Annotated in this window: 23 protein-coding genes; 12 read left to right on the forward strand and 11 right to left on the reverse strand. The window is 59.5% G+C overall.

Annotated features, from left to right (window positions below; all coding sequences use genetic code 11):
• Positions 1-62 precede the first annotated feature (62 nt).
• Together SR908_RS09645 and SR908_RS09650 are read left to right on the forward strand one after the other, a co-directional pair.
• Complete coding sequence (locus SR908_RS09645; RefSeq protein WP_040245075.1) at positions 63-1,052, forward strand: IS481 family transposase; 990 nt, start codon at positions 63-65, stop codon at positions 1,050-1,052.
• A gap of 15 nt (positions 1,053-1,067) precedes the next feature.
• Positions 1,068-2,273, forward strand: a complete 1,206-nt coding sequence (locus SR908_RS09650) for a patatin-like phospholipase family protein (protein ID WP_246925931.1) — start codon at positions 1,068-1,070, stop codon at positions 2,271-2,273.
• A 158-nt stretch (positions 2,274-2,431) separates the two neighbouring features.
• On the opposite strand, the gene SR908_RS09655 is transcribed toward SR908_RS09650, so the two are convergent.
• From SR908_RS09655 to SR908_RS09675, 5 genes are read right to left on the reverse strand one after another with little or no spacing between them, the layout of a single operon-like run.
• Positions 2,432-5,833: a DEAD/DEAH box helicase family protein gene (locus SR908_RS09655; protein ID WP_246925933.1), complete on the reverse strand. Its 3,402-nt coding sequence runs from the start codon at positions 5,831-5,833 to the stop codon at positions 2,432-2,434.
• 3 nt (positions 5,834-5,836) lie between these two features.
• The gene (locus SR908_RS09660) at positions 5,837-6,880 is read right to left on the reverse strand and encodes a restriction endonuclease subunit S (RefSeq protein ID WP_246925938.1); all 1,044 of its coding nucleotides are present in this window, start codon (positions 6,878-6,880) and stop codon (positions 5,837-5,839) included.
• Positions 6,880-8,361 (reverse strand): type I restriction-modification system subunit M, encoded by a 1,482-nt coding sequence (locus SR908_RS09665; RefSeq protein WP_246925942.1) that lies wholly within the window; start codon positions 8,359-8,361, stop codon positions 6,880-6,882. Before SR908_RS09665 ends, SR908_RS09660 begins: the two co-directional genes overlap by 1 nt.
• A 50-nt stretch (positions 8,362-8,411) precedes the next feature.
• Positions 8,412-10,148: an N-6 DNA methylase gene (locus SR908_RS09670; protein ID WP_246925948.1), complete on the reverse strand. Its 1,737-nt coding sequence runs from the start codon at positions 10,146-10,148 to the stop codon at positions 8,412-8,414.
• On the reverse strand, positions 10,135-10,419 hold the full coding sequence (locus SR908_RS09675) for a hypothetical protein (protein WP_246925954.1): 285 nt from the start codon (positions 10,417-10,419) through the stop codon (positions 10,135-10,137). The genes SR908_RS09670 and SR908_RS09675 overlap by 14 nt, the downstream gene beginning before the upstream one ends.
• Positions 10,420-10,815: 396 nt before the next feature.
• On the opposite strand from SR908_RS09675, the gene SR908_RS09680 reads away from it, so the two are divergent.
• The gene (locus tag SR908_RS09680; protein ID WP_246925958.1) at positions 10,816-11,463 is read left to right on the forward strand and encodes a hypothetical protein; all 648 of its coding nucleotides are present in this window, start codon (positions 10,816-10,818) and stop codon (positions 11,461-11,463) included.
• An 80-nt stretch (positions 11,464-11,543) separates the two neighbouring features.
• Positions 11,544-11,837, forward strand: a complete 294-nt coding sequence (locus tag SR908_RS09685) for a hypothetical protein (RefSeq protein WP_246925961.1) — start codon at positions 11,544-11,546, stop codon at positions 11,835-11,837.
• 181 nt (positions 11,838-12,018) lie between these two features.
• On the opposite strand, the gene SR908_RS09690 is transcribed toward SR908_RS09685, so the two are convergent.
• On the reverse strand, positions 12,019-12,288 hold the full coding sequence (locus SR908_RS09690; RefSeq protein ID WP_322527397.1) for a transposase: 270 nt from the start codon (positions 12,286-12,288) through the stop codon (positions 12,019-12,021).
• A 1,049-nt stretch (positions 12,289-13,337) separates the two neighbouring features.
• On the opposite strand from SR908_RS09690, the gene SR908_RS09695 reads away from it, so the two are divergent.
• Positions 13,338-14,273, forward strand: a complete 936-nt coding sequence (locus tag SR908_RS09695; protein WP_246925972.1) for an integrase domain-containing protein — start codon at positions 13,338-13,340, stop codon at positions 14,271-14,273.
• Positions 14,270-14,623, forward strand: coding sequence for a hypothetical protein (locus tag SR908_RS09700; protein WP_139312383.1), 354 nt, complete (start codon positions 14,270-14,272; stop codon positions 14,621-14,623). Before SR908_RS09695 ends, SR908_RS09700 begins: the two co-directional genes overlap by 4 nt.
• 9 nt (positions 14,624-14,632) lie before the next feature.
• Here the strand turns inward: SR908_RS09700 and SR908_RS09705 are convergent, their stop codons facing one another.
• A complete protein-coding gene (locus SR908_RS09705) occupies positions 14,633-14,917 on the reverse strand; it encodes a helix-turn-helix domain-containing protein (RefSeq protein ID WP_246925975.1) in 285 nt (94 codons plus the stop codon).
• An 85-nt stretch (positions 14,918-15,002) separates the two neighbouring features.
• Here SR908_RS09705 and SR908_RS09710 point away from each other — a divergent pair, with 85 nt between their 5' ends.
• From SR908_RS09710 to SR908_RS09730, 5 genes are all read left to right on the forward strand, one after another.
• Positions 15,003-15,500 carry a hypothetical protein gene (locus SR908_RS09710; RefSeq protein WP_246925978.1) on the forward strand — a complete coding sequence of 166 codons (498 nt, stop codon included), beginning with the start codon at positions 15,003-15,005 and terminating at the stop codon, positions 15,498-15,500.
• A gap of 47 nt (positions 15,501-15,547) precedes the next feature.
• The gene (locus SR908_RS09715) at positions 15,548-16,474 is read left to right on the forward strand and encodes a BPSL0761 family protein (protein ID WP_246925980.1); all 927 of its coding nucleotides are present in this window, start codon (positions 15,548-15,550) and stop codon (positions 16,472-16,474) included.
• A gap of 9 nt (positions 16,475-16,483) precedes the next feature.
• Positions 16,484-16,990 (forward strand): 3'-5' exonuclease, encoded by a 507-nt coding sequence (locus tag SR908_RS09720; protein ID WP_246925982.1) that lies wholly within the window; start codon positions 16,484-16,486, stop codon positions 16,988-16,990.
• Entirely contained in the window at positions 16,941-17,351 is a 411-nt protein-coding gene (locus SR908_RS09725) for a HigA family addiction module antitoxin (RefSeq protein ID WP_246925988.1), read from the forward strand. The genes SR908_RS09720 and SR908_RS09725 overlap by 50 nt, the downstream gene beginning before the upstream one ends.
• Before the next feature lie 427 nt (positions 17,352-17,778).
• Positions 17,779-18,093: an MbcA/ParS/Xre antitoxin family protein gene (locus SR908_RS09730; RefSeq protein WP_246925991.1), complete on the forward strand. Its 315-nt coding sequence runs from the start codon at positions 17,779-17,781 to the stop codon at positions 18,091-18,093.
• Positions 18,094-18,226: 133 nt separating this feature from the next.
• On the opposite strand, the gene SR908_RS09735 is transcribed toward SR908_RS09730, so the two are convergent.
• Both SR908_RS09735 and SR908_RS09740 read right to left on the reverse strand, forming a co-directional pair.
• Entirely contained in the window at positions 18,227-18,583 is a 357-nt protein-coding gene (locus SR908_RS09735; protein WP_075369369.1) for an XRE family transcriptional regulator, read from the reverse strand.
• A gap of 1,068 nt (positions 18,584-19,651) precedes the next feature.
• Positions 19,652-21,013 carry an IS1380 family transposase gene (locus SR908_RS09740; protein ID WP_322527344.1) on the reverse strand — a complete coding sequence of 454 codons (1,362 nt, stop codon included), beginning with the start codon at positions 21,011-21,013 and terminating at the stop codon, positions 19,652-19,654.
• Positions 21,014-21,222: 209 nt separating this feature from the next.
• Between SR908_RS09740 and SR908_RS09745 the strand changes: the two genes are divergently transcribed.
• Positions 21,223-21,417 carry a hypothetical protein gene (locus tag SR908_RS09745; RefSeq protein WP_322527345.1) on the forward strand — a complete coding sequence of 65 codons (195 nt, stop codon included), beginning with the start codon at positions 21,223-21,225 and terminating at the stop codon, positions 21,415-21,417.
• 186 nt (positions 21,418-21,603) lie between these two features.
• Here SR908_RS09745 and SR908_RS09750 read toward each other — a convergent pair whose 3' ends face one another.
• Both SR908_RS09750 and SR908_RS09755 read right to left on the reverse strand, forming a co-directional pair.
• Positions 21,604-23,922 (reverse strand): heavy metal translocating P-type ATPase, encoded by a 2,319-nt coding sequence (locus tag SR908_RS09750; protein WP_176676591.1) that lies wholly within the window; start codon positions 23,920-23,922, stop codon positions 21,604-21,606.
• Positions 23,919-25,283 (reverse strand): APC family permease, encoded by a 1,365-nt coding sequence (locus SR908_RS09755; protein WP_052046770.1) that lies wholly within the window; start codon positions 25,281-25,283, stop codon positions 23,919-23,921. The genes SR908_RS09750 and SR908_RS09755 overlap by 4 nt, the downstream gene beginning before the upstream one ends.
• Between the last annotated feature and the right edge of the window lie 2 nt (positions 25,284-25,285).

The raw sequence follows: 25,285 nt of genomic DNA on the forward strand, positions 1-25,285 counted from the left end.
TAGAAGTTATCCTTTGCTGGCCGCCAAGGAGCTTCTTCACCAGTTCATCCGGGAGCAAGGATATGGACATCAAGCTACATAAACAGGCGACCACCACTCCGAAGATCCGGGCCGAGATCCAGGCAGCGCCTTCCAGCATCAGCGACAGCGAGCTAGCACGCCAGTACGGCGTCGCCGTCTCGACCATCCGGCGCTGGCGGTACCGTGACGATGTCCAGGACCGACCGCACACGCGTCACAACCTGCTGGCCACGCTCACTTCCGAACAGGAAGAGGTGCTGATCGCGGCGCGCGAATTCCTGCGCCTCGGCCTGGATGATCTGCTCGTCGTGGCGCGTGAGTTCCTCAATCCTGGCTTGTCGCGTTCTGGTCTGCATCGCATGCTCAAGCGGCGCGAGGTGCCGACACTGGCAGAGCTGTCTAGACGGGACGCGGGCGACGATGAGAAACCCCGGCACAAGCCCTTCAAAGATTATGAGCCGGGCTACGTGCACATCGACATCAAGCACCTGCCCCGGATGCCCGATGAGGAGCAAAAACGCTACCTGTACGTCGCCATCGATCGCGCCACGCGCTGGGTCCATCTGGAGGTGAGACGCAGCCAGTCCGCGAAGGATGCGCGGGCGTTCATGAAGCGGGTGGAGGAGAAGGCTCCCTTCCAGGTCCAGACGGTACTGACCGACAACGGCAAGTCATTCACCGATCGCTTCACGCGGGCGGGGGAGCGCAAGCCCAGCGGGAATCACCCGTTTGACCAAGAGTGCCAGGCCCTTGGTATCGAGCACCGTCTGATCAAGCCGGGAAGACCGCAGACAAACGGCATGGTGGAGCGCTTCAACGGCCGTATCAGCGATGTGCTGGCGACTCGGCGCTATACCTCAGGCGAGGACCTGGAGCAGACGCTCAAACGCTACACCTGGCTGTACAATCACCACATCCCGCAGAAGGCGCTGCACCATCAATCACCGATTGCGATGATGAAGGAATGGCAGACCAAGCGTCCTGAGTTATTTACCAAGCGGGTAGTCAATCACACGGGACCCGACATATAGGGGAGAAGTGAGGCTATGAGTACACCGAAGATAGGGCTGTCTCTGTCAGGTGGCGGATCACGGGCGATAGCATTTCATCTCGGTTGCCTGCGGGCTCTACATGAGCTAGGGGTCATGGATAAGGTCAAAGTCCTGTCTACCGTCTCTGGCGGGAGCGTGATCGGCACGTTATATGCAGAGCATCAAGGATCTTTTTCCGACTTTGAAACCAGAGTGCGCGGTATCCTGTCACGTGGACTTGTCAAACCTTCTATCAAAAAAATTCTGACGACCACAGAAGGGCTCCGCGCTGTCTATTGCTGGGCTTTGCTCTTTATCGTGAATAGTTTTATCTTTTTGGTGTCACGGGTGACATGGCTGTTTTCGTTTCTTATCCCGCCAGCACGGCGCCATGAGTGGCGTGTGACGACAATGGGAGCGCCCATGAGGCGGTTTGCTAGTAGGACAACCATTCTTCGCCGTGTTTTTGATGAAGAGGTTTTTAAAGGAAAACGTCTTTCTGATCTGTGTCCGAAGGGGCCGCTTTTGATTGTTAATGCTGCCGATCTTCGTACAGGGTCTGCTTTTTACTACTCACCGAAAAGTTCAGGAAGCTGGCGGTTTGGGAAGCTTGCAAAAAACGATGTGACATTAGCGCAGGCTGTGACAGCTTCCGCTGCTTATCCTATAGCTCTGCCGGCATTAGATGAAAACCTGGCCTTTGATAAAAAAGATGGCTCCCGCCGTGTTGAAAGAGTGACGCTGACAGATGGCGGCGTCTACGATAATCTTGGCCTTGCGCCTTTATGGCCTGATCGCCACCCGGAAGTCAGCCTCAATGTCACGGATATAGATTCGATTATCTGTTGCCGCGCCGGTTATGGGTTACGCTTTGATCCGCCCAGTCAGTCATTCTTTTCCAGGTTTTCAAGTGCTTTTACATGTGTTCATAATCGGGCACAGAACGCAGCGACGAAGCGTCTTTATGATCTTTGCAGTTCAGGGCATCTTCAAAATGTTCTTGTGCCTTATCTTGGCCAGAGTGACTGCCGTCTTGAATTTCCGCCGAAAGACCTAGTTACGCGTGAAGATACGCATGATTATCCCACTAACTTTTCAGCTATGCCTGATGAGTGGATCGAGAAACTGAGCCTGCGGGGCGAGCAGTTGACAAAAGCGCTTATTCGGGAGCATTGGCCAGGACTACTAGAAGAAAGGGAGAGCTTTTCGCCACAGGCCTGAGTTTTTGTTCTTCAAGGCACACCTTTCATTCACTCACTGAGGCGGCTCCTCCCGCTGGCTCTCTTCCAAGAGAGCCAGGGTTAGCAAATAGCTCACAACTTGCATCACCAAGCCCAGCAGGTTTTCGATCGTAGACGGCGCAAGCGCAGAAAATATCATTACCCAGTTTGGGTAATGATTTTCGGCTTGGTGGCCTCCAGCGCGCCAAAGATGCCATCGACGACATTTTCCTTCCCCGCAAACAGCGCATCAGGTCCGCCGGTATGCAGGTGGCTGAACGGTGGCTCATACAGCGCTTTGGCTTCCATCACCCCACGTGATGTCAACTGATCAATAATTGTTTCAATGAATCGCACCTGTGACGATGTAAGGCTGCGGTCTGAGAGAAACTCAGAGAACTCCGCCTGAGCGGCCTCGCGATCCAGGCCGACCAACCCGCGAATGAAATGCGCTAGCGAAGGGGCTTGGTGTTGTTCCAGGAGATTTGCCAACAGCGTTTCGCCATCATCCTCGCCGATCTGCTTCAACGTGGCCTCCAAGCTCTCCAAGTCGGTCGCTGTCAGCGGCTGATTGGTGCGAAGTCGGTGAATCACGATGTTGTTGAGATGATTATTAAGGTAAGCCTCGACCTTCTTGGCGTACTGTACACTAGTCATCTTGGGCATCTCGAAGACCGGCTCATCTCGCACGCCCAGCACCTCATCCTTGAAGTCGGTATAGACGATCTCACGGCTCTTCTTGTCGATAAACGGCACCAATTGCCGCAGCCGCAGACGCATCTCCTCCAACATCGCGACGTTGATGCCTTCCCAGAACTCCTGCTCCTGCAGTGCCTGCAGGTAGCCAAGCTGCTCCTTGACCACGGGAATACTGGTCTTCTCCTCCAGCAGTGCCGCAATATCGATGACTCGCCGACGCAGCCTGTCGAAGCTACCGGCGTCCGCCTCGATCAGCGCCAGCTGCATGCGCAAGGCGGTAAGATCGAACATCCGGGACTCGATATCATCGGTCTCCTGCTCGCTGGGTAGCCCAGCCACCTCGTTCAGCAGGATCTCATTTTCTTCTGGCCCCAAGTTGTCCCACACCTGGCGATCCTGGAACCGCTCCACCGACTCCAGGTGCATCCGCACGATGAAGTTGTCCGGGTTCATGGTAGCCACCTCGCCATGCAGACCTTTGGCGAGGCTGGAGGCCAGGGCGCTATCGGGATCCAGGTCCGGGACCGACTGCAGGTGGCTGAGCAGTTGCACGCGGGAGCGGAACAGCCGCGTGCTCAGCGGGACACCGCCAGTGGCCTCGATGCCTTCCGGGTTCTCGCGGAAAAAGTCGAAGTTGAAGCAGAAATCGAATACACGGAAATCCTGCTTGTCATCCTCTTCCCCACCGGGGCCGAAGAGACCGGGGCAGAGCCGTGTGCCGCGCCCGATCATCTGCCAGAACTTGATCTTTGAGAACACTGGCTTGAAGAACACCAGATTGGCGACTTCCGGCACGTCGATGCCGGTATCCAGCATGTCCACCGAAAGAGCGATGTGCGGCGTTTTGTTCGGCTGGGAGAAGTCGTCGATCAGGCTCTGCGGATACTTGGCTTGATTGTCGATGACCCTGGCGAAGTGGCCGGCGTAGTGCGGGTAGTGGTGATTGAAGCGCTCCTCGATGAAGTCGGCATGCTTGTGGTTGCGGGCGAAAACAATGGTCTTGGCCAGACGGTCGCCGCCTTCAACGCGATAACCGTTCTCCATCAGGTGCTTCAGCACCTTGTCTACGGTGTCTGTGTTGAACAGCCAGTTATTGATGGCGGAGGCGTTCACCTCGGTTGGCATGCCGGCCTCTTCCGCCTCATCTCCCCAGTCGAGGCCCTCCCATTCGACCTTTTCCTCCTCGCTAAGATCCTCGTAGTCGATCCCTTCCCGCGGGAATTTGAGATCCACCTGCTGAACCTTGGGCGGGACCAGAAAGCCGTCCTTTACCGCACGGTCCAGCTCATAGGCATCGGTCGGAACGCCGGGCTCCAGCTCGAACAAGTCGTAGGTATTCTTATCCACCTGCTCCCGCGGTGTGGCGGTTAGACCGACCAGCAGGGAATCGAAGTAGCGAAAGATCGCGCCGTACTTCTGATACACCGAGCGGTGTGCCTCGTCGATGATCACCAGATCGAAGTGCCCCACCCCAAAGCGAGCCTCATCGCCCTGAGTGTCATCGATCAGCCCCATCATGGTCGGGTAAGTGCAGACGTAAACCCGGCCTTCGGTGTTTTTCTCGGTCACCAGGTTGACGGGGCTGGATTCCGGCAGGTGCGCCTTGAAGGCATTGGCTGCCTGGTTGACCAGCGAGACGCGATCGGCCAGAAACAGTACGCGCTTCACCCAACCAGCCCGCTGTAGTACATCCACCAGCGCGACAGCAGTGCGGGTCTTGCCGGTGCCTGTGGCCATCACCAGCAGGGCCTTGCGCCGCGCCTTGGCGAACTGCTCGAAGATACTGGCGATAGCACGCTTCTGATAGTAGCGGCCAGCGATTTCATCCTTGACCGCGAGAGCACCTGGAGTTCTGCGCTTTTCACGCCGTCGAATCAGGCTCGCCAATTCACTCTGCTTGTAAAAACCGGCAACGCTGCGCGGGGTATAGAAATCGTCATCCCAGAGCCAAGTCTGGTAGCCGTTGGTATAGAAGATCAGCGGACGCTGGCCGTGCAGGTTCTCCAGACAGTCGGCATAGAGCTTGGCCTGCTGACGACCGTTTTTCGGGTCTGCCGTGGTTTTCTTCGCCTCCACCACTGCCAGTGGCTTGCCGTCGCTACCCCAAAGCACATAGTCGATGTAGCCCACACCCTGGTTGTTGGGCATCCCGCTGACCTTATACTCCCGGTCCTCGGGGTTCTCCAGCGGCCAGCCGGCGCGGCGGAGCTCGACATCGATCAGGTAGTCCCGCGTCTCGGCTTCGGAATAATCGTGCGTGTCCGGCTGTTGCTCGGCCGCCTTTCTCGCTTCGGCGATCTGCTCGCGCAGTTGCTGAACTTCGGCATCCAGCGCGTCGCGCTCCTGCTGCTGCTTGAGTGCCGTCTTGTTCTGCTCGGCCAGTTGCTTCTCCAGCGCCTCCAACTCCTGACGCGGGACAACGTCCTCATGGCTGATAGGCTGAGGAACTCTCTCATCCTTCCAGGCGGCACCGTCGCGAGAAGCCTCGGGCGTGTAAGTGCGCGTCAGCCAGTAGCAGAGGTGATGCAGCTCCTTCACCACCTGACGAGCATCACTTTCCTTCACCGGTCGCGTTTCGTGAACCGCCTGGTTGCCCATCTTCTGGACCACCCGCGCCTTCTGAAACACCGCCTGCGGCAGCAGATTCTGGAAGCTCGGCTCGTGGAGAAGTGCGCCAAGGTTGCGGTCGTAGGGCATGTGCAGCACAGCGTCGTGCCGGTAGAGCCAATGCACGGCCGCCTCCAGTGCGAAGCGGGCGTGAAAGCAGGACGCCCGCGGATCACCGACGATATAGCCTTCCGCCCGGGTAGCGGACTCGGCGACGGTACTGAATTCGCGTGGCAGGAAGGCAAAATTGGTCATCGGTTACAGCTCTCCGTTAAAAGCACGGTGTTGGAGTGAGGCAAACAGAGCATCCAGCTCGGCAAGATGGGCCTGCATTCTGGCTTTTTGCTTTTCAACTGATTCGACGATGGCGGCGAATCGGCGTTGAAGGTCAAGGGGAGGCAGGCTAATCCTTACCGGATAAATGCGCCCCCCCGAGATCAGGGGCTGTGCGGCTTGGCTAGCATATTGATTGAGATTAGCAGCCTTCAGCGCCTCGACTAAATACAAAGTGTCGATAGGTAGAAGAAGCTCGCGCACGTAAAGAGCGTTATCAGTTACCCAGGATCTTGGCTTGGTAAGATGTATGGCACCACAATAAACACCAACGCGCCCAAGTATTATTTTAGGCTCTTCAAACATGTATCTGTCGTGATAGCCATTAATTCCGTTGCCACCGTAGACCGAAAATAGCCCACCTGGAGCCATCTCTTTAGCAGTTAGTCCATCACCACTTCTTACCTTAAGAATTTCACCCAGTGATCGAGTCTCCCACCCCTTTGGATTGGTGGCCGGGTCACCAAACATCTCGATAAAAGTAGACTGGAGAAAAGCGTCGAGCTGAGCAATGGCTTCGCGGCGTTTGGCGCGCAGAGCATCTGCTGCATCGAGAATGGCCGCGATGCGCCTTTGTTCGGCTAAGAGCGGGAGCGGAATTTCTGTCTCTTTTAGGAACTTGTAATGACGGCTATAACCCGCGCTAGGGAGGTCGATGTTTTTAAGCGCATGGAATAGGTACTTTAGATCTGCCTCGATCTTCGGGACCAGCACTTTTGTGCCATCCGCCCCCATGGCAAACTCAAAGTCCACATATTTTATAGCTCGCGTATGATCGCCAAAGACGATCACTGGCGGTGAGGATTTACAGGCTTTAGACTTGTCATTGACATACCCAGCAACGAGATTCTGACCTTGATCTACAACCGGGATATCTCCCTCATCCAGAAACTCATTGTTCGGTGTCTTGATGTTGCCACCGGATGCATCCTTGAAAATATCTAGAAAAGGCACTCTCTGAAAGGCCATCACAGCATCTCCTCAAGTTCCCTCTGCCCTTCAGCGATCTCCTCTTCTAGCTCCGCCAAGCGCTGTAAAATCTCCCGCGGTGAGTCATGCTCAACCGCTTCGTATTCGACTTCCTTGTAGCGATTGATGGAGAGGTCGTAGTCGTGGCTGGCGATCTCCTCCTTGGGCACGAGGAAGCTCTGCTCGGTGCGCTTGCGGCCCATCTCCTGCGCGGGGTTTCTCCATCGGGCGATGATGTCGGGCAAGTCGCTTTTGTCCGGCTGTGGAGTGCGTTTGTCGTCCAGCGACAAGCCATCGGCCTTCATGTCGTAGAACCAGACTCGGTCGGTACCGCCGGAGTTGGTCTTGGTGAAGAGAAGGATGGCCGTGGAAACACCGGCGTACGGCCTGAACACACCGGACGGCATGGAAATGATGGCATCCAGCTTCTGATCCTCGACCAAAATCTTGCGCAGTGACTTGTGCGCCTTGCTGGAGCCGAACAGCACGCCATCCGGCACGATGACTGCAGCACGGCCGCCGGTCTTCAGCAGGCGCAAGAACAGTGACAGGAACAGCAGCTCTGTCTTCTTGGTCTTGACGGTCTGCAGCAGATCTTTCGCCGTCGACTCAAAATCTAGACTGCCAGCAAAGGGCGGGTTGGCGAGGATCAGAGAATACTTCTCGGCATCGTTCTCGTCCGCCTGAGCCAGCGAGTCCTTGTGGCTGATGTCGGGGTTCTCCACACCGTGCAGCAGCATGTTCATGCTGCCGATGCGGAGCATGGTGGAGTCGAAGTCGTAGCCGTGGAAGGTCCCTTCGTTGAAGCGTCGGCGAGAGGTCGCGTCCCGGTAGATTTCGCCGCTGTGGTGCTCACGCAGGTACTCGGAGGCGGCGATCAGGAAGCCTGCGGTGCCACAGGCTGGATCACAGATCACGTCTTTAGGAGTCGGCGCGGTCATCTCCACCATCAGCTTGATGATGTGCCGAGGGGTACGAAACTGACCGTTCTGCCCGGCGCTGGCGATCTTGCCGAGCATGTACTCGTAGAGATCGCCTTTGGTATCCGCATCGCTCATGTCGATGCTGTCGAGCTGGTCCACCACGTTGGCCAGCACCCGCGGGTTGGGCATCAGGAACAGGGCGTCCTTCATGTGATGGGTGTAGGTAGAGCCCTCTTCGCCGTCAGCGTCGCCTTTCTGGCCGAGGGTCTTGATGAAGGGGAACACCTCATCGCGGACAGTGTTGAACATCTGCTCGGGCGCAGTCTCACTGAAGCGAGACCAGCGCAAATGGTCTTGTCCCGCCTCGAAAATGGGCTCCTCAATGCTCGCCCCGGTACGTGCCGCCTTACGCTCCTTGAGCGTATGCAGTTCATCCAGTCGCTTGATGAACAGCAGGTAGGTCAGTTGCTCAATGACGGTGAGTGGGTTCGAGACCCCACCGGACCACATCGTGTCCCATATGCGGTCTACCTTGGATTTCAATTCGCCTGTGATCATGTCAGTCCTTTTTGCTATATCCGTAGTGTGCCTGACAGCGCCATGCTCTGTCAGATGGCCCAGTGCCGCTGCGACAACTCTTCGATCTGGGCCTGGTGCGTCCTGATGGCTTCGTACTCTTCCATGATCTGGCGGTGCACGCTGATCACGCGCTCCTGCTCTTCCAGACTAGGTATCGGCACCGGTAGATTCTTGATGTCATTGGACTTGAGGATGGGAATGCCCGTCCCGCTCGCGATTTCACTCAGATACTGCTGCACCATGGGAGAAGCCAGGTAGCGGTAAAGGTATTCAGGCTTCACCACACCGCGCTCTTGGGTGCGGATGATCAGGAAGACCTGGCCGGCCATCCAATCATCGCCACAGTCATCTCCTACCAGTGCGACCCGTCCGATGCTGCCCTTGCTGATGAGCAGCACGTCGCCTGGCCGGAGCAGCTGTTGCTCTGCACGCTTGCGCGCGCGCCCAGCTACCTGTAGCTGCTTACGAGGTTCCTCGATGTGGATCTGCCCGCTGGCATCGATGTCGCGGCCGCCGATCTCGATGAAGCGCTTACCATCCTCCCCTTCTTCGCCTTTCAGGGTCTGGGCACGGATGCTCGTAGTGATATCCGCCAAACGATGCATTTCGTGGCTTTTTCCGAGATCTGTAATCTTCTGGGTCGCATCTCCACGGATATAACGATTGACGGACAGGTCGAAGTCGTTGCTCTCGATCTCAGCGACTGTGACCAATCGAGAGGCTTGTCCATCGACTTCCTGATCCAGCAGTTTCGTTAGATCCGTCCAGAACTCGGTACTCCGATGGGGTGGCTTGCTACGCTGCCTAGCGTTTTCGGGCACCAACCGAGAAGCATCCACAAAAGAGATAGGTGCCTTTGGCTCTCGCTGATGATCCAACACGACCAGGACTGGCGGAACATTGGTGTTCAAGAGAGCCTGCCCGGGAAGCTGAATGATCATATCGATGGCATTGTCACGGACCAGCCCTTCTCTCAAGCCATACTCAGTAGTTTCGAAAAGCGTACTCCCCAGCACCAGGACAACAGACCGGCTGGTCGAGCGCTCCCAGGCTTCCTGGAGGCCTACGGCATCGGAGCGGCGAGACCGCGGCTTGCCAGCACTCGTTGCGGAAGAGACCTTGGCTCCCATCGGAGGAACGGACAGCACCACATCGGCATGAGGCCCTTGAGTCCCATGGTCTTGTGCTGCCACCACAGCGTCACAAATCAGCACCAGGGCCTCGGACAGTGCAGGTTGCAATGTGCTGGCATAGGTGCGTTCGGCAGCCTCATCCGCCAACGCCATTGGCAGATCACTCATGGGGTAAGCTGCGAGCACCCGTTGCCCGGTCGTCTGGCCCAGTCTCACCATCAGTTTGGCCAGTTCCAGGGGAAGAGGGGGCTGCCCAGCGTGTTGCCCCAGCGCGTGCTCGGCCAGGCTGGCGATCGCTGTTACCAGACTCTCGACATCAGGCCACTCCAGGGTGGCCACTATGTCCTGAAGATCCTGAACGGTCCGGCCCGTGCAGTTCATTTCCAGGAAGTCCGAAGCCACGTTTGACGAGCCGCCGGCAGCTTCTAGCGCTTTACGCATCGTTTGCATGGCCACGGTGATGCCGGGGCGATCTTTGGGGTCAGGTAGACCGAGTTCTGGCCGGTGGCGAAAGCACCAGGCCCAGGCCACCAGCAGAGACACATGCTGGACGATGACATCGTTTTTCAGGCCCTGGCCGATTAGCGCGTCCATTAACGGCGAGAGCATGCGATTACGCTCAGTGCTGGACATAGGTCGCCTTCTTTTTCTGGTTATAGCTATCGTGGCGATACACGGTAATCTGCGCCTCGCCACTCTCGATGACGACCAGTCCGCCTTTCTGATGGATCGCGAGCAAGTCCTTCCGTAGGGCATCCATACCCGCCACGAGTTCTTCGACGTTCTTGCGATCCAGCACGGTGCGGTCGCCATTATCAATGCCGTACTGGCTGGTCAGGTCCGCCAGGCGGCTGGTGACGCCGCGCTGCCCCATACGCTGATGCATGTGTCGTGTACGTGCCATAAGAGAGTCCTCTGTCATGATGGGATTCAGTATGGGGAACACCTACCCTTACGTCAATAGTAATACACTTACATAAATATCACTGCCCTTACTTATACCATCCACCTTTTAATTCTCACATGCCTATGTCCTATCTTGGCTTCGAATTGACTGCCAGCGATAACCAAGAGGAGCTGATGGCATAAATGCCGTTCCTACAGTAGGAACGGCGTGATGGAGGCCTTTCCTTCACTAGGAAAAAGACACTGCGCAAGTCGGCAGACCCTCTACCAGTATGTGAGCTGGGCGAGACCCGTCTGTGAAAGTGTCGTTTCGACACCTGAGGCTTGACCTCCAGGGAGATGGCAGATTATGTTATTTTTAGATTCAAATTAGATTCTAAATGAGGTTCATAAAATGTCAGTCCAGGATTTCATCAATAGGCTAGAAGAAAAGCGTAAGCGCAGCAGGAACATGGTCAGCATGACCATTCGGGTGTCGGAAGAGGAAGAGGCCGCGATACAGGACCTCGCTAACCACATGGATTGTACACGCCAAGAGATCCTTCATGACCTGGTAGAGGAGTACCTGATACCGGCCTGGCAGCGAATCCGGCAGGAGGATGCCGGGACCTCTAATCAGGAGGCGGGGCTTTCCGGCTCCAGTGCCATCGCAACTCAAGGAAAGAACTACTACCTCCTGAACACTAACAAGGCAAATTCTGTGGAAGACCACCAGATGATGCTGGAGGAGCAGGTCGCTGCGGCATTCGAAAATGGCTGGAAGCAGAAGATCGAGCGTATCCGCTCTGGTGACGTGGTCTTCCTATATGAGTCGGGAAAGGGTGTTGTCGCATACGGAGTCGCCAGCGGCGATGTAGAAAAGGCTCCTCATGAAGGACGAAAGGATGAGACCTACTACCAGCGTCTTCATGACTTCAAGCGCCTGGGCGCTTCTGTGTCTGCCAAGGACATCCAGCAGGCGCTAGGCCGAAAGATACGCTTTGTGCATACGCTGACGTTACTGAAAGATGGAGACAAACTGGCCAAGGCTCTGGAGGCTTAGGCTCAATAGCTGCCGCGGAATTGGTTGTGCCGAGAGCCTGGCGTGAAACGCTGGCAGCAATCAATGACAGGGAGGTCTGCATGAAAGCGACCGATTATGAGCTGAGCCGGATGAGAGAGCTGGTATCAAGATACCCACTAGCGCAAAAGATTCGTGGGGAACTGATCTTTGGTGCTCTGGACGATGAAGGGCGTCTCGACGTGGCGACGCCGTTCTTTGAGGATGAGGGCTACGAGCAACTCAAGGCCTGTGGGCTGCGCGATGCTCTTATCAGCCTACTGGACGACCTGATGGTCGAGCGCTCGTCACAGGACACGGAGTTCGCGTGGGACGGCGTCTTGAAGCTGGGTAGTGGCAAGGTCGTCCTTGCGTGACGGCCTGATGGCGCCGCCTGTGATGTCTCCGATGCACGCCGCAGTGATTGGAATCTGATCCCGCGGCCAGTGGAGCAGTTGGAGCTCATCCAGCACATGGCCATCGAGCGGAAAAGGCGTTAGCCGCCGAGAAGAACGGTGGTGATTCGTTCCAGTGGCAGCGTGAAGTATGGAAAAGCCCTTACAAGAACCATGATCTCTGGGCCTCGCTCAGCGCCTCCTTGGTTTCCGGCAGGTCGGACTCGTATTGCTCGCGGATATCCTTGGGGCGGGCCTTGCCCCCGTTCTCCATGTTGCGCTGGGCTTCATCGATCCAGTCTTCGACCTCGAAAACGGTGAGGTCATGCTGTCGCACGACCTCCGCGACCGTGACCTTGTCCTTGAGGTTGTCCATGACCAGGGACGCTTTGCGCTTCGCGGTCCATCGCTTGATGGGGGGCGTCGTTTCAATCTATCTTCCTGATGCCTGCACTATAGTCTGTGCATCTCTGGGGGGCACCTAATGGCGCGGCCCAAGCGGTATGCCAAGCAGTTTTGTCGAACCTTGTATCAAGGGGATGCAGGCAGCAGGCTTCGTCGCTCGGCACTTTGATCAGCGTGTTAGAAAAAACTGATCACAAAGATCACTTTTTTAACCTAGAAGTTAGGTTGGTCGACTTTCTGCAAAACTCTCCCAAATAACTAGCCCAACCGCATGCCTATGGGTCGACAAACTGAACCTGTAGGATCAAAAAGTGCACTTTGTGCTATCTCGTTCCCTCGCCCAGAAGCCATCTGTAGTTTCTTGGTATTAACGATAACAAGTGGTTCGGATAATGCGGGTTGTCGTTTGGCATCTTTGCCGCTACGATCGGCACTGTTACGGGGCCTATGCGCCCTCATCGCAGCTGACGATGAGAAACAACCAGCAAGCCAAAATCGCCGTGCTAATACGGCCTCTCTCAAAAAATTCTTACCTACTGCACGCCTGTGCACTCGCAAATTACCCCCCAAAATTGTTCCCTGAACGCCCCCACTGAGCTCTGTTATTGTCCGGGTGCTATCACCCAAAAAATAGAGATGAATTGACTGGGTTTGAAAATCCGCTGGATTTCCAGTGGGTTACGCATTCCCGCCCGATCCCGTCGGAACTAAAACACGAACCAAAACCGTGTTTTGTGAGTAGGCCAATTGGCCCAGCGAGGCGTCATCCTCGCCATGCTCCACGTTGTTCCCGGCCCACCCCTACTGCCCGAGAGGCATCCCCCTCTGCAATCCCTGCACTGACACACAGGAGGCCCGCCCGCGACCCTGGTCGTTCCCGGCTGTTGGAGAGAGAAACTTGCTTACAGCGGCACCACGATGGCCAGAGCCCCAGATCTAGAGGGGTAGCACGCTGACTGCGATGACGGGCAGGGCCATCGGCGCGCAAGGAGAGGCTCTGCCCGACATCGCAGCTCCGGGCGCGCACAGCTGTATCTGACGAGGTTTTGGTTTTTGGACGGAGGGAGTGATGTGACGATGACGAGACGAAATTATGGACAGGGGCGGCGCCTCGGCTATGCCGGAGCGCGGGCCCTGGTGGAGCACTATGGCGCGCACGATCAGTACGCGACACGACGCGCTCACGGCGCACGATTTCGATTGTTTGCCGCCTGGTTGCGGGCCGAGTACGGAATCCGCGATGCCCGGCGTATCGAGCGACGGCACGTCGAGGCCTACGGCGTTTATCTGAGCAGGCTTGTCGAGGCAGGACAGATGGCGGTTGCCTACGCCCAGAATCGGTTATCGACAGTGAACCGCGTACTGGGATGCTTGCGAGGCGATAGAAAGCTCCATATCTCTCCCGCCGCCTGCGTGGGGCGCCGCTGTCAGGTTCGGACAGTGCGGCCTGCAGCGGATCCGGCGCAGGTTGAGGCGGCGGTCGAGCGGCTGAAACGCGCGGGTCATGCCCGGGCCGCTTGCCTGGTGCTGCTGTGCCGTGCGTTCGGGATGCGGTTACGCGAAGCCGCGCTGGCGGACCTTGATCGGCTCGTCGGCGAGGCGGAGCGTACAGGGAAGGTACGGATTCTTGAGGGCACCAAAGGGGGAAGGCACTCGGACGATCGCGTCATCGAGGTGGGGGAGAGACAGTGGGCGGCGTTACGCACCGCTTTGCAACACCGGCCGTCCGGCAGCCGAAATCTGCTGAGGCCTACGGAGACCTGGCGAGTGTTTCTGCACACCATCGTCGCCCCGGCGCGAGGGCTGTTGTCTGGCTGCGGTATCGTCAGTTTTCGCGAACTGCGAGCCGCGTTCGCCGTCGAGCTCTATGAACGAGAGTCGGGGCAGCCCGCGCCATTCGAGGGCCCGCCTCTGGACGCTGAGGCCGACGAGCGGGCGCGTTGGGCGGTGGCACGTCAACTGGGCCACGGCCGGGTGGTGATCGCAAGCGCGTATATCGGGGGACGCCGATGAACCTGACCCCGATCTATCGACGTTTGCGATTCAACGGGTTGGCACCCCCGGCCCCGGAGCGCCACAAGCGGAGAATCGCGCGTATGTGCGAAGCGATCCAGACGCGTTTTCCGGACGTGTCGCGCCCGGAGCAGATCCGCCAGAAGCATTGCCGCTGGCTGCTCCAGGTCTGGTTCGGACAACAGAACTACAAACCGCCGACCCAGGCCGATTACCGCCACTCGCTGCGGTTGTTGATTCAGGCGCTGGGCCGCTCCGATGCGTGGCTGTCGCAGCTCGATCTGGGCCCGGTAGGGCCCGGCGGACGGCCGCCGACGACGCGCGTGGTGCGTTCGAAAAAATACTGGTAGCCGCGCCGCTCATTGCACTGGCTGGTTCAGGAGCTCTGAGCGTACGCGCTCCAGCAGCGCCTCGACATCGTCCTGATCGTCACGCAGCCGATAGCACTCCGCCAGCAGCGTGAGCGGATGAACGCCGAGCACGCTGGCCAGCTCATCGACCTTGGCCAAAGTGGGAGACTTCAGTCCACGCTCCAGGCTGGAGAGATAGGTCCGGCTGCTGACTTCCGAAAATTGCTCCTGCGATAGCCCACGTCGCTTGCGGCAGCGCTGCAGAGCCGTGCCAAACGCCTGTCTAACATCCATGGCTAGTCCCCATAAAAGAGACTATCTGGCCAAGGCGAACACTATAGGGCTACAATCTATAGTGTTCATTCGGTCAGGAGGTGAGATGCTCGTCACAGTCGGTGAGGGACAGGCAACGAACGCTGAGGGAGCGCTCTGGAGGCAAGGGCCGGGACAGCAGGAGGTGTATCGCTGGCAGAGCGCGTGGATGACCGAGAACCGACCCTGGTTCCAGGTACATGTGAAAGGGAAGGAAGAGGGCGCAACAGAGCACATCGTGCTGGCCCCGCCGTTGCCGGAATTCGAAACCTGGTTCCCGAGCCAATGTTCCGAGATGGAGATCGTCGTCCTGATGCTGGTGAGCCCGCCCTGGTTGAATCGCTCGGCGTACTGGCGCATGGATCCGGTCCGCGATATCTCCTGCGTCGAAACGTTCGACAGGAAACGCCAAAAAGGCATTCTCTATGAGCTGCAAGAGCGTCGCAGGCCGCTGCTCGACGCCCCCTATTCTCTGGAGACGCCGGTGTCCGAGCATTACGCGATCTACTCGACAGATAGACCGGCGCTAATCGGCAATATTGGGCTGAATACCCTGGAGAGATAAACTGAGCAGTACTGCGATGGCAATGAGTGGCTGATCAGGAGGACGCAGTGACCCTAGCCCACGAGCGAACGCGGTCAGTGATCCAGGCCCGCGAGTTTCTGGAGGAGCTCCGTCGAGATACGGCATTGCCCCCGGCCGTTCGCGACGAGTCGTTTCGGCTGTTGCGCCACTACCCGTTCGATTACCAGGTGCTGCGGGCCGGCTGGATGGAGGAAAATCCCTCGTGGATCGCCGTCGCCGGGCCGCTGTTCAGTTCCTCGATTCACTGGGAAAACCCGGCGCGGGGTGCCTACGACCTGTGCCACACGAACGACAAGCTTGAAAAGATCCACGCCTTCCAGATCCGCATCGCGGGGGATCTGTCACGGCCCTATGAGAGTTTTCGCGAGGCCCTGGAGGTGCTGCAGGACAAAGCCGCGACAGGGTCCGTTGCCGACGGCGAGATCCTCGCGTATCTCCGGGGCGGCCGTACCCTCAGCATCCCGCAAGCTCTCTGGCGGGTAGACCCAAGGGCTGTCATGACGAACGCGGCAACAACCCACCAGGATGGTAGCCCCGCGTCGAGTCTCGACCAGCCCGGGGAAGATTCGACCAGCCGGCCCCTCTTATCACGGGCTTGCAACGATCTCATTGTCGCGGCGGTCGGGCGCTGGCTGGCAGAGGAAATCAAGCGTCGGGACGGAGCGCTCCATCAGTTTTTCCAGGAATTCTCGGAGAGTAGAAATACGGTCGCGAAACGGCTATCAGCCTTGCTGCGCACTGAGCGCGACGACGGTCGTGACGAACGGGATGCGCAAGAGCGTGAGATCGGTGAGATATGGCAGGAACTGCTCACCTTCTTTGGTGGCAAGGAGGCGTCGGCGTTGGACTGGCTGTACCAGCGATGCTGGGCCATCAATGGCGATCGCCCCATCGACCGGCTGTTAACCCGACCCGAAGATATCCGGTATGTCATAGGACAGTTTGCGTATTGAAGCTATGTGATGATCTCCAGCGAACTCGTGACCTTCATCGACGTCGAGGCATCCGGTTTGAAGCAACCGGAGAGCTACCCGATCGAGGTTGGCTGGGCCGATAGCCTGGGCAACAGCGAGTCTTTCCTGATCCGTCCCCTCCCTCACTGGACGTATTGGGACGAGGCCGCCGAAGAGCTGCACAGCATTACGCGTGAGCAGCTGTGGGAGGAGGGAATTCCCGTCGACGAGGCCGCCTGGCGGCTGGACGCGATGCTGGGCGTGGAAATCGTCTATTGCGATGCGCTGGACTACGATGGATTCTGGCTCGGACAGCTATTCCGGGCGGCAGGCAGGGAGCCCGCCTTTCGACTGGCCGATGTCTACCAGCTATACGCTGCGTTGGGCACCACGATGGCCGGGCGGCTGCAGGCCAGGGTCAGGCGCAAACCGGCCGCGCACCAGGCGCGCGAGGATGCTGAACGATATGCGTCAGCCTACAGGGAACTCGTCACTGGCAATCACCAAGCCCCTTGATGGCTGGTCTCATGCCCACGGCTGTGGTCGACAGACTTGGGAGTGGGACCAGCCGGAGCATCTGGAGGTCGCTGATGGCACCTATGCACAACCCCCGCACCCGGGTGAGACACTGCGTGAGGATGTATTGCCTGCGCTGGGTATCAACGTGACGGAGATGGCCCATCGCCTGGGGCTGTCCCAGAAAATGCTGCTACGGGTTCTGCGTGAGCGAGCGCCGATCAGTTCCGATCTGGCTGTGCGTCTGGAGCGAGCGGGTATCGGTCGGGCACGGACCTGGCTAGCGGTACAAGGTGATTATGATGACTGGCAGGCCGAACACCCAGAGCCTTATTCGCCAGGTACGGAACCAGATAATTGACCACGCGAGCCAACCTCAAGAAGAGTCGGGCTCGGTCTGACCAGCGGTGACTCGCTATTTGACACAGTTTCATCGTGAAACTTTCAAAAAATCACGGCCTACACGTTTTTCCGGTAGCGATGGCGCGTTAGGTACCGTGTCCCTGGTGACCTCTGGATTTGCACTCATCGGGGTAGGCCGTCGTCACCCTGAGACCGGCCACGGCCTTGCACTGGCTGATCAGCATTTGCCTGATGAAGGGCGAGGGCGCCCAGTCTCGGTATAGCCTGCACGGGTGGCGCCAAGCGTTAAGGCGCCCGGGAACGGGTCGTTTTTTACAGTAGTCGACTATCCCTTTAGGGCGTCCTATAGAGTGGATTTTCGTAAAATCGCGCCAACAGATCGCTATATAGATGAGTCCGTTTTTCGGTTACCCGTGGAGGCTACGATGGCGAGTCGTCGTGATACGCCGCTGGAACGGTTACGGGGGAGCGTTATCCGGTATGAGGCCCCGCTGGAGCCAGCCGCCGATGAGGAAGATTGGGTGAGGCTTGGCAAGGAGGATTCGGAGGTTCGGGACACGCTGCGGGTGTACTGTCAGGCCGTGAAAGTCTTCGGAGACCATACAGTTGCCTGCGAGTGGCTGAAAACGCCGATTCCTGCCCTCTCGGGTAAAGCGCCTGCCGAGCGGCTAGACACGTCCGAAGGGCGTGCCATCGTGCGCGACATACTCGCAAAAATTGAACAGGGCGAGTTCACCTGATTCCTTGTTAAGTGATTGGTTTTTTAACGGTTTCACGATGAAACTTTTCAGCAAGACAGGCTTTCTGGTTGCCATTCCCTCGCATCAGACCTTGCCGCCAGACATGCTGTAAGAAACCCCGGCTCCCGCCGGCTCACGCATAGCCTCCCTCGGCAATGTGGGAAAGATAGGTTCGGACATCATCGGCCCGCCCACGGCTGACCAGTTGCTCCGCCGTGAGGCCGCCCAACGGCGCGAGCGGATAGGCCCGATACCAGGACCAGGCACAACTAGCCGATCCCGTCCAGGGCTCGATACGCTGGAGGATCTGCACGATATGGCGCAGCCGCTGCTGTGTAGAGGCCGCGCGGAGGCGGTCGCTATGGCTGAGGGCGCTGAGACTCAGTCCAATCGCCCGGGCAAACTCCTGCTGGGTGATATGGAGCTCATTCAGGAGGGCGTTCGGGACGATATATCCCTCGTGGTCCATGTTGCGGCTTTCGATAGTCATGACATCGTCTGACAAGGTGTATATACGCCACTATAGGCGACGTTCAGTATCCTAGCCCGGCTGGGATACACCTTTTCGCGCCGCCCTGACGGTGCGTCTCGGTTCCCAGTCTCCAGTCTTTACCAGCCCCTATCCTGCCGCCTTTCGCTCTATTGTGTCATGACAACAGGGCATTGAATCGTTCCACACGCGCCTGAACGGCGCTGGCCGCCGCGTCGGCATCCAGATCGTCCAGCGAAACGACCCCTACACTTCCCTCGAAGCCCGAGCGGCCGGATCGAACAGCGGGCAGGCCACGCCCACGGCGCCGCGCTGCAGCTGCCCTAGGGTGGTGCTGTAGCCAGGTGGCGAGCGTCACGCACCGCGTCGCTGTCCGCTTCGGACTCGGGACGTGCCGAGAGGATCGTAATGTCGGCGGCCCCTATGGTCAGGTAATGCCAAATTTCCACTTGGTAGTCTACCGAAGTAACGATCTTCGGGTTCGGTCACCATCAAGGGTACGCACTCGTCGCCTTGTACGGCCGACAGGTAGGCGAGAGCGTTCGCCTCCAGCGTCGCCACGATGTGATAGACGATCGCCCGTATGGTGCGGCTCGTGCTGCTGCTGACGGTGTTTCCCGCGCTGACCCAGCGGCTGCCCGGGAATGCTGTAAAACGATTGCCTTAGCTGCCTCCTACGAAGGCCTGTCTTTACGAGCAGGCTTTTTTGTTGCACAACGTTATGATGGGAAAGCTAATTTCAATTCAGATTTTGGAGTTGAGGCCGATAGGAAGGACAACAAGATGCTGATGGGCGTAGGGGAGGAGCTTTGTCTGCTTTCGACCCAAAGCGGACATTTTCCTGAATCCGTGATGCCGGCGTCGACACTTTCCCTATCGCCGTCAGCGAGCATTTTTTGACCTCCGATTCCGTCTCAACCGCCGAATGCATCTCTGCCATGGCCAACCATAGCGGCATCGGCCGGCGACGATGACCCGTTTGCTCATGCATTGCTACCCGCCGGGTACGGTGATGCTGGCTGCCGGTGACCGTCAGCCCTCTGCGTGGTGCCTTTGTCCGACAGACGATCAGCATGGCGTGCCTCGCGGATAGCGCAGGCGGCTTCGCAGGGTGTTCAACACCGTCATGCGTCCGATGTCCTGCCCGAAGTCGAGGATGATCTGCCGCGCCTTTTGAACCACGAGCGCCGCACGATGCACCAGCTCTTGTAGCACGGTGCGGATCCGGCGCCGCTTGGCGGGATGGCGCACCGGGCTCAGCTCGCCGGTCATGCCCAGCTGCCCCATCAGCCGCAGGATGTTGTAGGCCAGCTGGGCGAGGTGCAGGATCAGATCGTTGGTGGCGAACTTGCCCGACGGCAGCCGCTCCAGGTCGAGATCGGTCTTGATCTCACTGTGGAATTGCTCGTGGGTGGCATGCGCCTGGTAGCGTTTGATCACCGCCTCCGGCGCCTCGTCCAGGCTGGTCCACCAGCCTTCCAACTCATAGTCCGGTTCGAGCAGCAACTGGCCATCGCGATCGGCGGTGCGCTCGACCAGGCGCATCACGCGTTGGACGACGTATTCGGTCTTGTTGTCGTCGTGGATCGAGACGGTCTGCGTCCACAGCGCCTGGCGCTTGCCAGGACGCAGCTCTTCCCAGTAGTCCGCCGCCACAGCCAACCAGGTATCCTGATCGGCCGTGGCCGAGCCGCGCGGGTTCCATTTGACGACATAGTCGAGCCGGCGCCCCTCGTCGGCAAAGACCTGGCGCTGCTGTTCGAGAAGCGCCAGGTGCGCCTGGCTGTCGAAGCCGCTGTCCTCGCGTAACAGGATCGGTTGCTCGGTCAGGCCTTGGGCGCGAGGCAGTACCCGCTCCAGGAAGGCGTTGCTCTCCTTCATGGTGTGCTGCTTGCCAGGACGCAGTTCCAGACCCAGGCACCACCCTTCGTTGCCCAGATAGGCGGCGATCGGGGTGTAGCCATCGACCTTCTGGTAAGTCCGCGAGACGCCTTCCTTCTTCGAGTTGCTGTTGTCCATGACGAAGGTGTCGATGTCCAGGCAGACGTGCGTCGTCTCGGCGGTGATCGGTGCCTCGACCAGTGACAGCAGGGTCGTGGACCAGGTGGCGGTGCGCGCCTGCAGGTCGTTGGCGGCAAGTTTCTCCAGCCGCTGTCGCAGCGTCGCCGCGCTCGGCACCTTCTGCAGGGTCAGCAGTTGTTGGAAGGGCTTGTCGCGGCGGAAGTTCTCGATGGCGTCATAGTCGCTCATGCCCAGACACAGCAGGCCCAGGTAGCTCTTGATCACGTCACTGGTGCGCATGCCCAGCGTGGTGGGGAAGCGGCTGTCGATGCTGTCGACGCCAGCGATCTCGAAGCATTGCCCGATGATGGACAGCCCGGCGTGGCTGGTGAGGGTGCGGCGACTGGCGCGGAACTTGACGTTGGGCATGGCACTGTCTGGGTGAATGGCGATATTCGCTATATTGCCATGCAGTTCAGTAGGTTAGAAGCATTCCTGGGGGCCGGTCTCACGGATTCAGGATAGACTTTCTCTACCCACCAAATGCTGATCTGTTTTTCGCATTTCTTTCGGGGATCGTGAAGCGATCAATCGCATGGCTAGAAAATGCACGTGAGATTGTAAGGTCAGAGATTGATTTGCATTCCGATGATAAAGCTATGGAAATGGGGGGCATTGCAGGAAAGACAAATTTCAATCTTAAAGAGGGATCTGACGTTACATTCAATGAAGAGGAAATGAAAAAAGCTGTTGCTTCGGCGGTGGAGAAGATGCGAGAAATGGGAGCAGAAGAAAAGATTGTTGATTTTTTAAATAGCAAGGTATTTAAGTAATGTGATTAATCTAAGCGCTCAGGCACAGTAATCTGCGCTGATACTTGAGGCGTTGTATAAGCATGAGCTGAAAGGCAGCTTCTGGCCGAAATCGGATATAGCGCGCCACCGTGGCGATGTCGCAAACGGGCACGCTATATCCTCTTGGGCGTTGCCAGTAGATGACTCTGCACCTCTCTCGCTTAGTCAGTCAGCGGACTTCAGCTTCACAAGCCTCAGCCGCAGCGCATTGGCGATCACGCTCACCGAGGAGAGCGACATCGCCGCGGCGGCGATGATCGGTGACAGCAGCAGGCCGGTGAAGGGGTAGAGGATGCCGGCGGCGATCGGTACCCCCGCGGCGTTGTAGACGAAGGCGAAGAAGAGGTTCTGGCGGATGTTGCGCATGGTGGCTCGCGACAACCGGTGCGCCTCGACGATCCCGGTCAAATCCCCGCGCAGCAGGGTCACGCCGGCGCTCTCGATGGCCACGTCGGTGCCGGTGCCCATGGCGATGCCCACGTCGGCGGTGGCCAGGGCAGGGGCGTCGTTGACGCCGTCGCCGGCCATCACCACCACGCGACCCTCGTCACGCAGGTGCTGCACCACGCGCCCCTTGTCTTCGGGGAGCACCTCGGCTTCCACCTCGTCGATGCCCAGGCGGCGCGCCACCGCCTCGGCGGAGGTGCGGTTGTCGCCGGTGAGCATGACCACCCGAATGCCGTCGGCCTGCAGGGCCCGGATGGCCGCCTCGGTGGTCTCCTTGACCGGGTCGGCGATGGCCAGCAGGCCCGCCAGGCGGCCGTCCACCGCGGCGAAGATCACCGTGGCGCCGTCGCCACGCAGCCGTTCGGCCTCGTCTTCCTGCTCGGCCAGGGCCACGCTCTCGCTCTCCATCAGCAGGCGGTTGCCCAGGGCGACGCGACGGCCGTCGACGTTGCCCACCACGCCCTTGCCATTGGGCGAATCGAACTCCGTGGCCTCCGTCGGCTCGACGCCATCCTCCTTGGCCCGCTCGACGATTGCCTGGGCCAGGGGGTGTTCGCTGCCGCGCTCCACCCCCGCGGCCAGCCGCAGCAGCTCCTGCTTATCGAAGCCCTCGGCCGGGCGCAGTTCGGTGACCCGCGGCTTGCCTTCGGTGAGGGTGCCGGTCTTGTCGACCACCACGGTGTCGACCTTCTCCAGGCGCTCCAGCGCCTCGGCGTCGCGGATCAGTACCCCCGCCTGGGCCCCTCGACCCACGCCGACCATGATCGACATGGGAGTGGCCAGCCCCAGGGCACAGGGGCAGGCGATGATCAGCACGCTGACCGCGGCGATCAGCCCGAAGGCCATGGGCGGTGCCGGCCCCCACAGCGACCAGGCGATGAAGGCCACCACCGCGACCAGGATCACCGCCGGCACGAAGACGCCGGCGACCCTGTCGGCCAGCCCCTGGATGGGCGCCCGGCTGCGCTGGGCGCTGGCCACCATCTGCACGATCTGCGACAGCATGGTGTCGCGGCCCACCTTGTCGGCGCGCATGATGAACGAGCCCTGGCCGTTGATGCTGCCACCGATCACGCCGTCGCCGGCCTCCTTGCGCACCGCCAGTGGCTCGCCGGTGACCATCGACTCGTCGATGTTGGAGCGCCCCTCCAAGACCTCGCCGTCCAGCGGCACCTTGTCGCCGGGGCGCACGCGCAGGCGATCACCCACCTGGACCTTGTCCAGCGAGATCTCCTCCTCCTGGCCGTCGTCGTCGATGCGGCGTGCGGTGGCCGGCGCCAGGTCGAGCAGGGCGCGGATCGCCCCGGAGGTCTTCTCCCGGGCACGCAGCTCCAGCACCTGTCCGAGCAGCACCAGCACCACGATCACCGCCGCCGCCTCGAAGTAGACCGCCACCGAGCCATCGGCCTGGCGGAAGGTCGCGGGGAAGATGCCCGGCACGATCGTCGCCAGCAGGCTGTAGATCAGCGCCGCCCCGGTGCCGATGGCGATCAGGGTGAACATGTTGAGGCTGCGCCGCACGATGGAACGCCAGCCGCGCACGAAGAAGGGCGCGCCTGCCCAGATCACCACGGGGGTGGCCAGCAGCAGCTGGATCCAGTTCGAGACCTGGGGGGCGATCAGGTGGTCGAGGCCGAACACATGGCCACCCATCTCCAGTACCAGCACCGGCAGCGCCAGGACCAGCCCGATCCAGAAGCGCCGGGTCATGTCCTTGAGTTCCTCGGAAGGCCCACTATCGGCGGTGACCGTCTCGGGCTCCAGGGCCATGCCGCAGATCGGGCAGTCCCCCGGCCCCTCCTGGCGGATCTCGGGGTGCATCGGGCAGGTGTAGATCGTGCCGGGCGGCGCTGGCTCGGCCGGTGTGTCGTCGCACTGCAGGTAGGCGTCAGGGTCCCGCTTGAACTTCTGCTGGCACCTGGCTGAGCAGAAGTACCAGGTCTTTCCAGCGTGTGAGGCGCGGTGGTCGGTATGGTGAGGATCGACCGTCATCCCGCAGACGGGGTCCGTGACCTCATGGGTGTGGTCCTGTGTCATGCTCCATCCTCCCTGCTGTGGCTGCCACTCGCGTCATGCGAATGAGCATGGTGGTCGGCGTCCTGGGCGGGCCGCCGGGAAAGAAAGACGTATTCCGCCACCAGGATGACGGCCATCGCGGCGGCGGCAACGTAGAGCACCAGCGGGTCGGTGGTGGCCTTGACCCAGAGGAAGCCTGCCAGCACCACCAGGTCGAGGGCGATCGCGGTCAGCAGGATGGCCGGGCGGGCCGCCACCGCATCGCGTAGATGCCGCAACACCCCCCAGTGAATGGCGATATCCATCACCAGGTAGAAGATGATGCCCAGGGCGGCGATGCGGCTCAGGTCGAAGAACGCTGTCAGCAGCAGGCCGAGCACGATGGTATAGACCAGGGTGTGCTTCTGGATGCTGCCGGGCATATGGAAATGGCGATGGGGCACCAGCTTCATCTCGGTCAGCATCGCCAGCATCCGCGACACCGCGAACACGCTGGCGATGATGCCGCCTGCCGTGGCCAGCATGGCGAGCAAGACGGTGAACCAGACGGCGGCCTCGCCCAGGGCGGGGCGTGCGGCCGCGGCCAGCGAGTAGTCCTGCGTCGCGATGATCTCCGTCAGCGACAGATTGCTGGCGACGGCGAGGCCCACCAGCGCATAGATCACCACGCACAGGGCGATCGAGACGATGATGGCCCGACCGACGTTACGGTGGGGATCGCGAATTTCGGCCCCGCTGTTGGTGATGGTGGTGAACCCCTTGAAGGCCAGGATCCCAAGCGCGGTAGCCCCCAGGAACCCGGAGACCTCGGGTGCCGGCGCCTCGGCCGTTGCCCGGATACCGATGGTGTCGGCCACCAGCACGCCCACCACGCCGAACAGGATGATGCCTCCGATCTTGATGACCCCCAGCACCGACGCCACGCCCTGGATCAGCTTGTTGGCGGAGAGATTGATGAGGAAGGCGGCGATCAGCAGGCCGACACCCAGCGCCGGCACCAGCAGCGACCGGTTACCACCATCGAACAGCTCCAGGGTATAGGAGCCGAAGGTTCTCGCCAGGAAGCTCTGGGCGATCACCATGGAAAAATACATCAGCAGCGCATGGAAGGCAGTGGGCAGCGTGGGCCCGTAGGCCTTGTGAAGGTACATGCCGATGCCACCAGCCGAAGGATAGGCATTGGACATCTTGACGTAGGAGTAGGCGCTGAAGCCGACGATCATGGCCGCCGAGAGGAAGGCCAGGGGAAACAGCTCGCCGGTCATCTCGGCCATCTGTCCGGTCAGCGCGAAGATTCCGGCACCGATCATTACCCCGGTTCCCAGGGCGATGGCTCCGACAAGGCTAAGGCTGTTCTTCTGGTACTGGGGCGATCTGTCCATGC

Source organism: Chromohalobacter canadensis (genome assembly GCF_034479555.1).
In the GTDB taxonomy this organism is placed as follows: Bacteria; Pseudomonadota; Gammaproteobacteria; order Pseudomonadales; family Halomonadaceae; genus Chromohalobacter; species Chromohalobacter canadensis.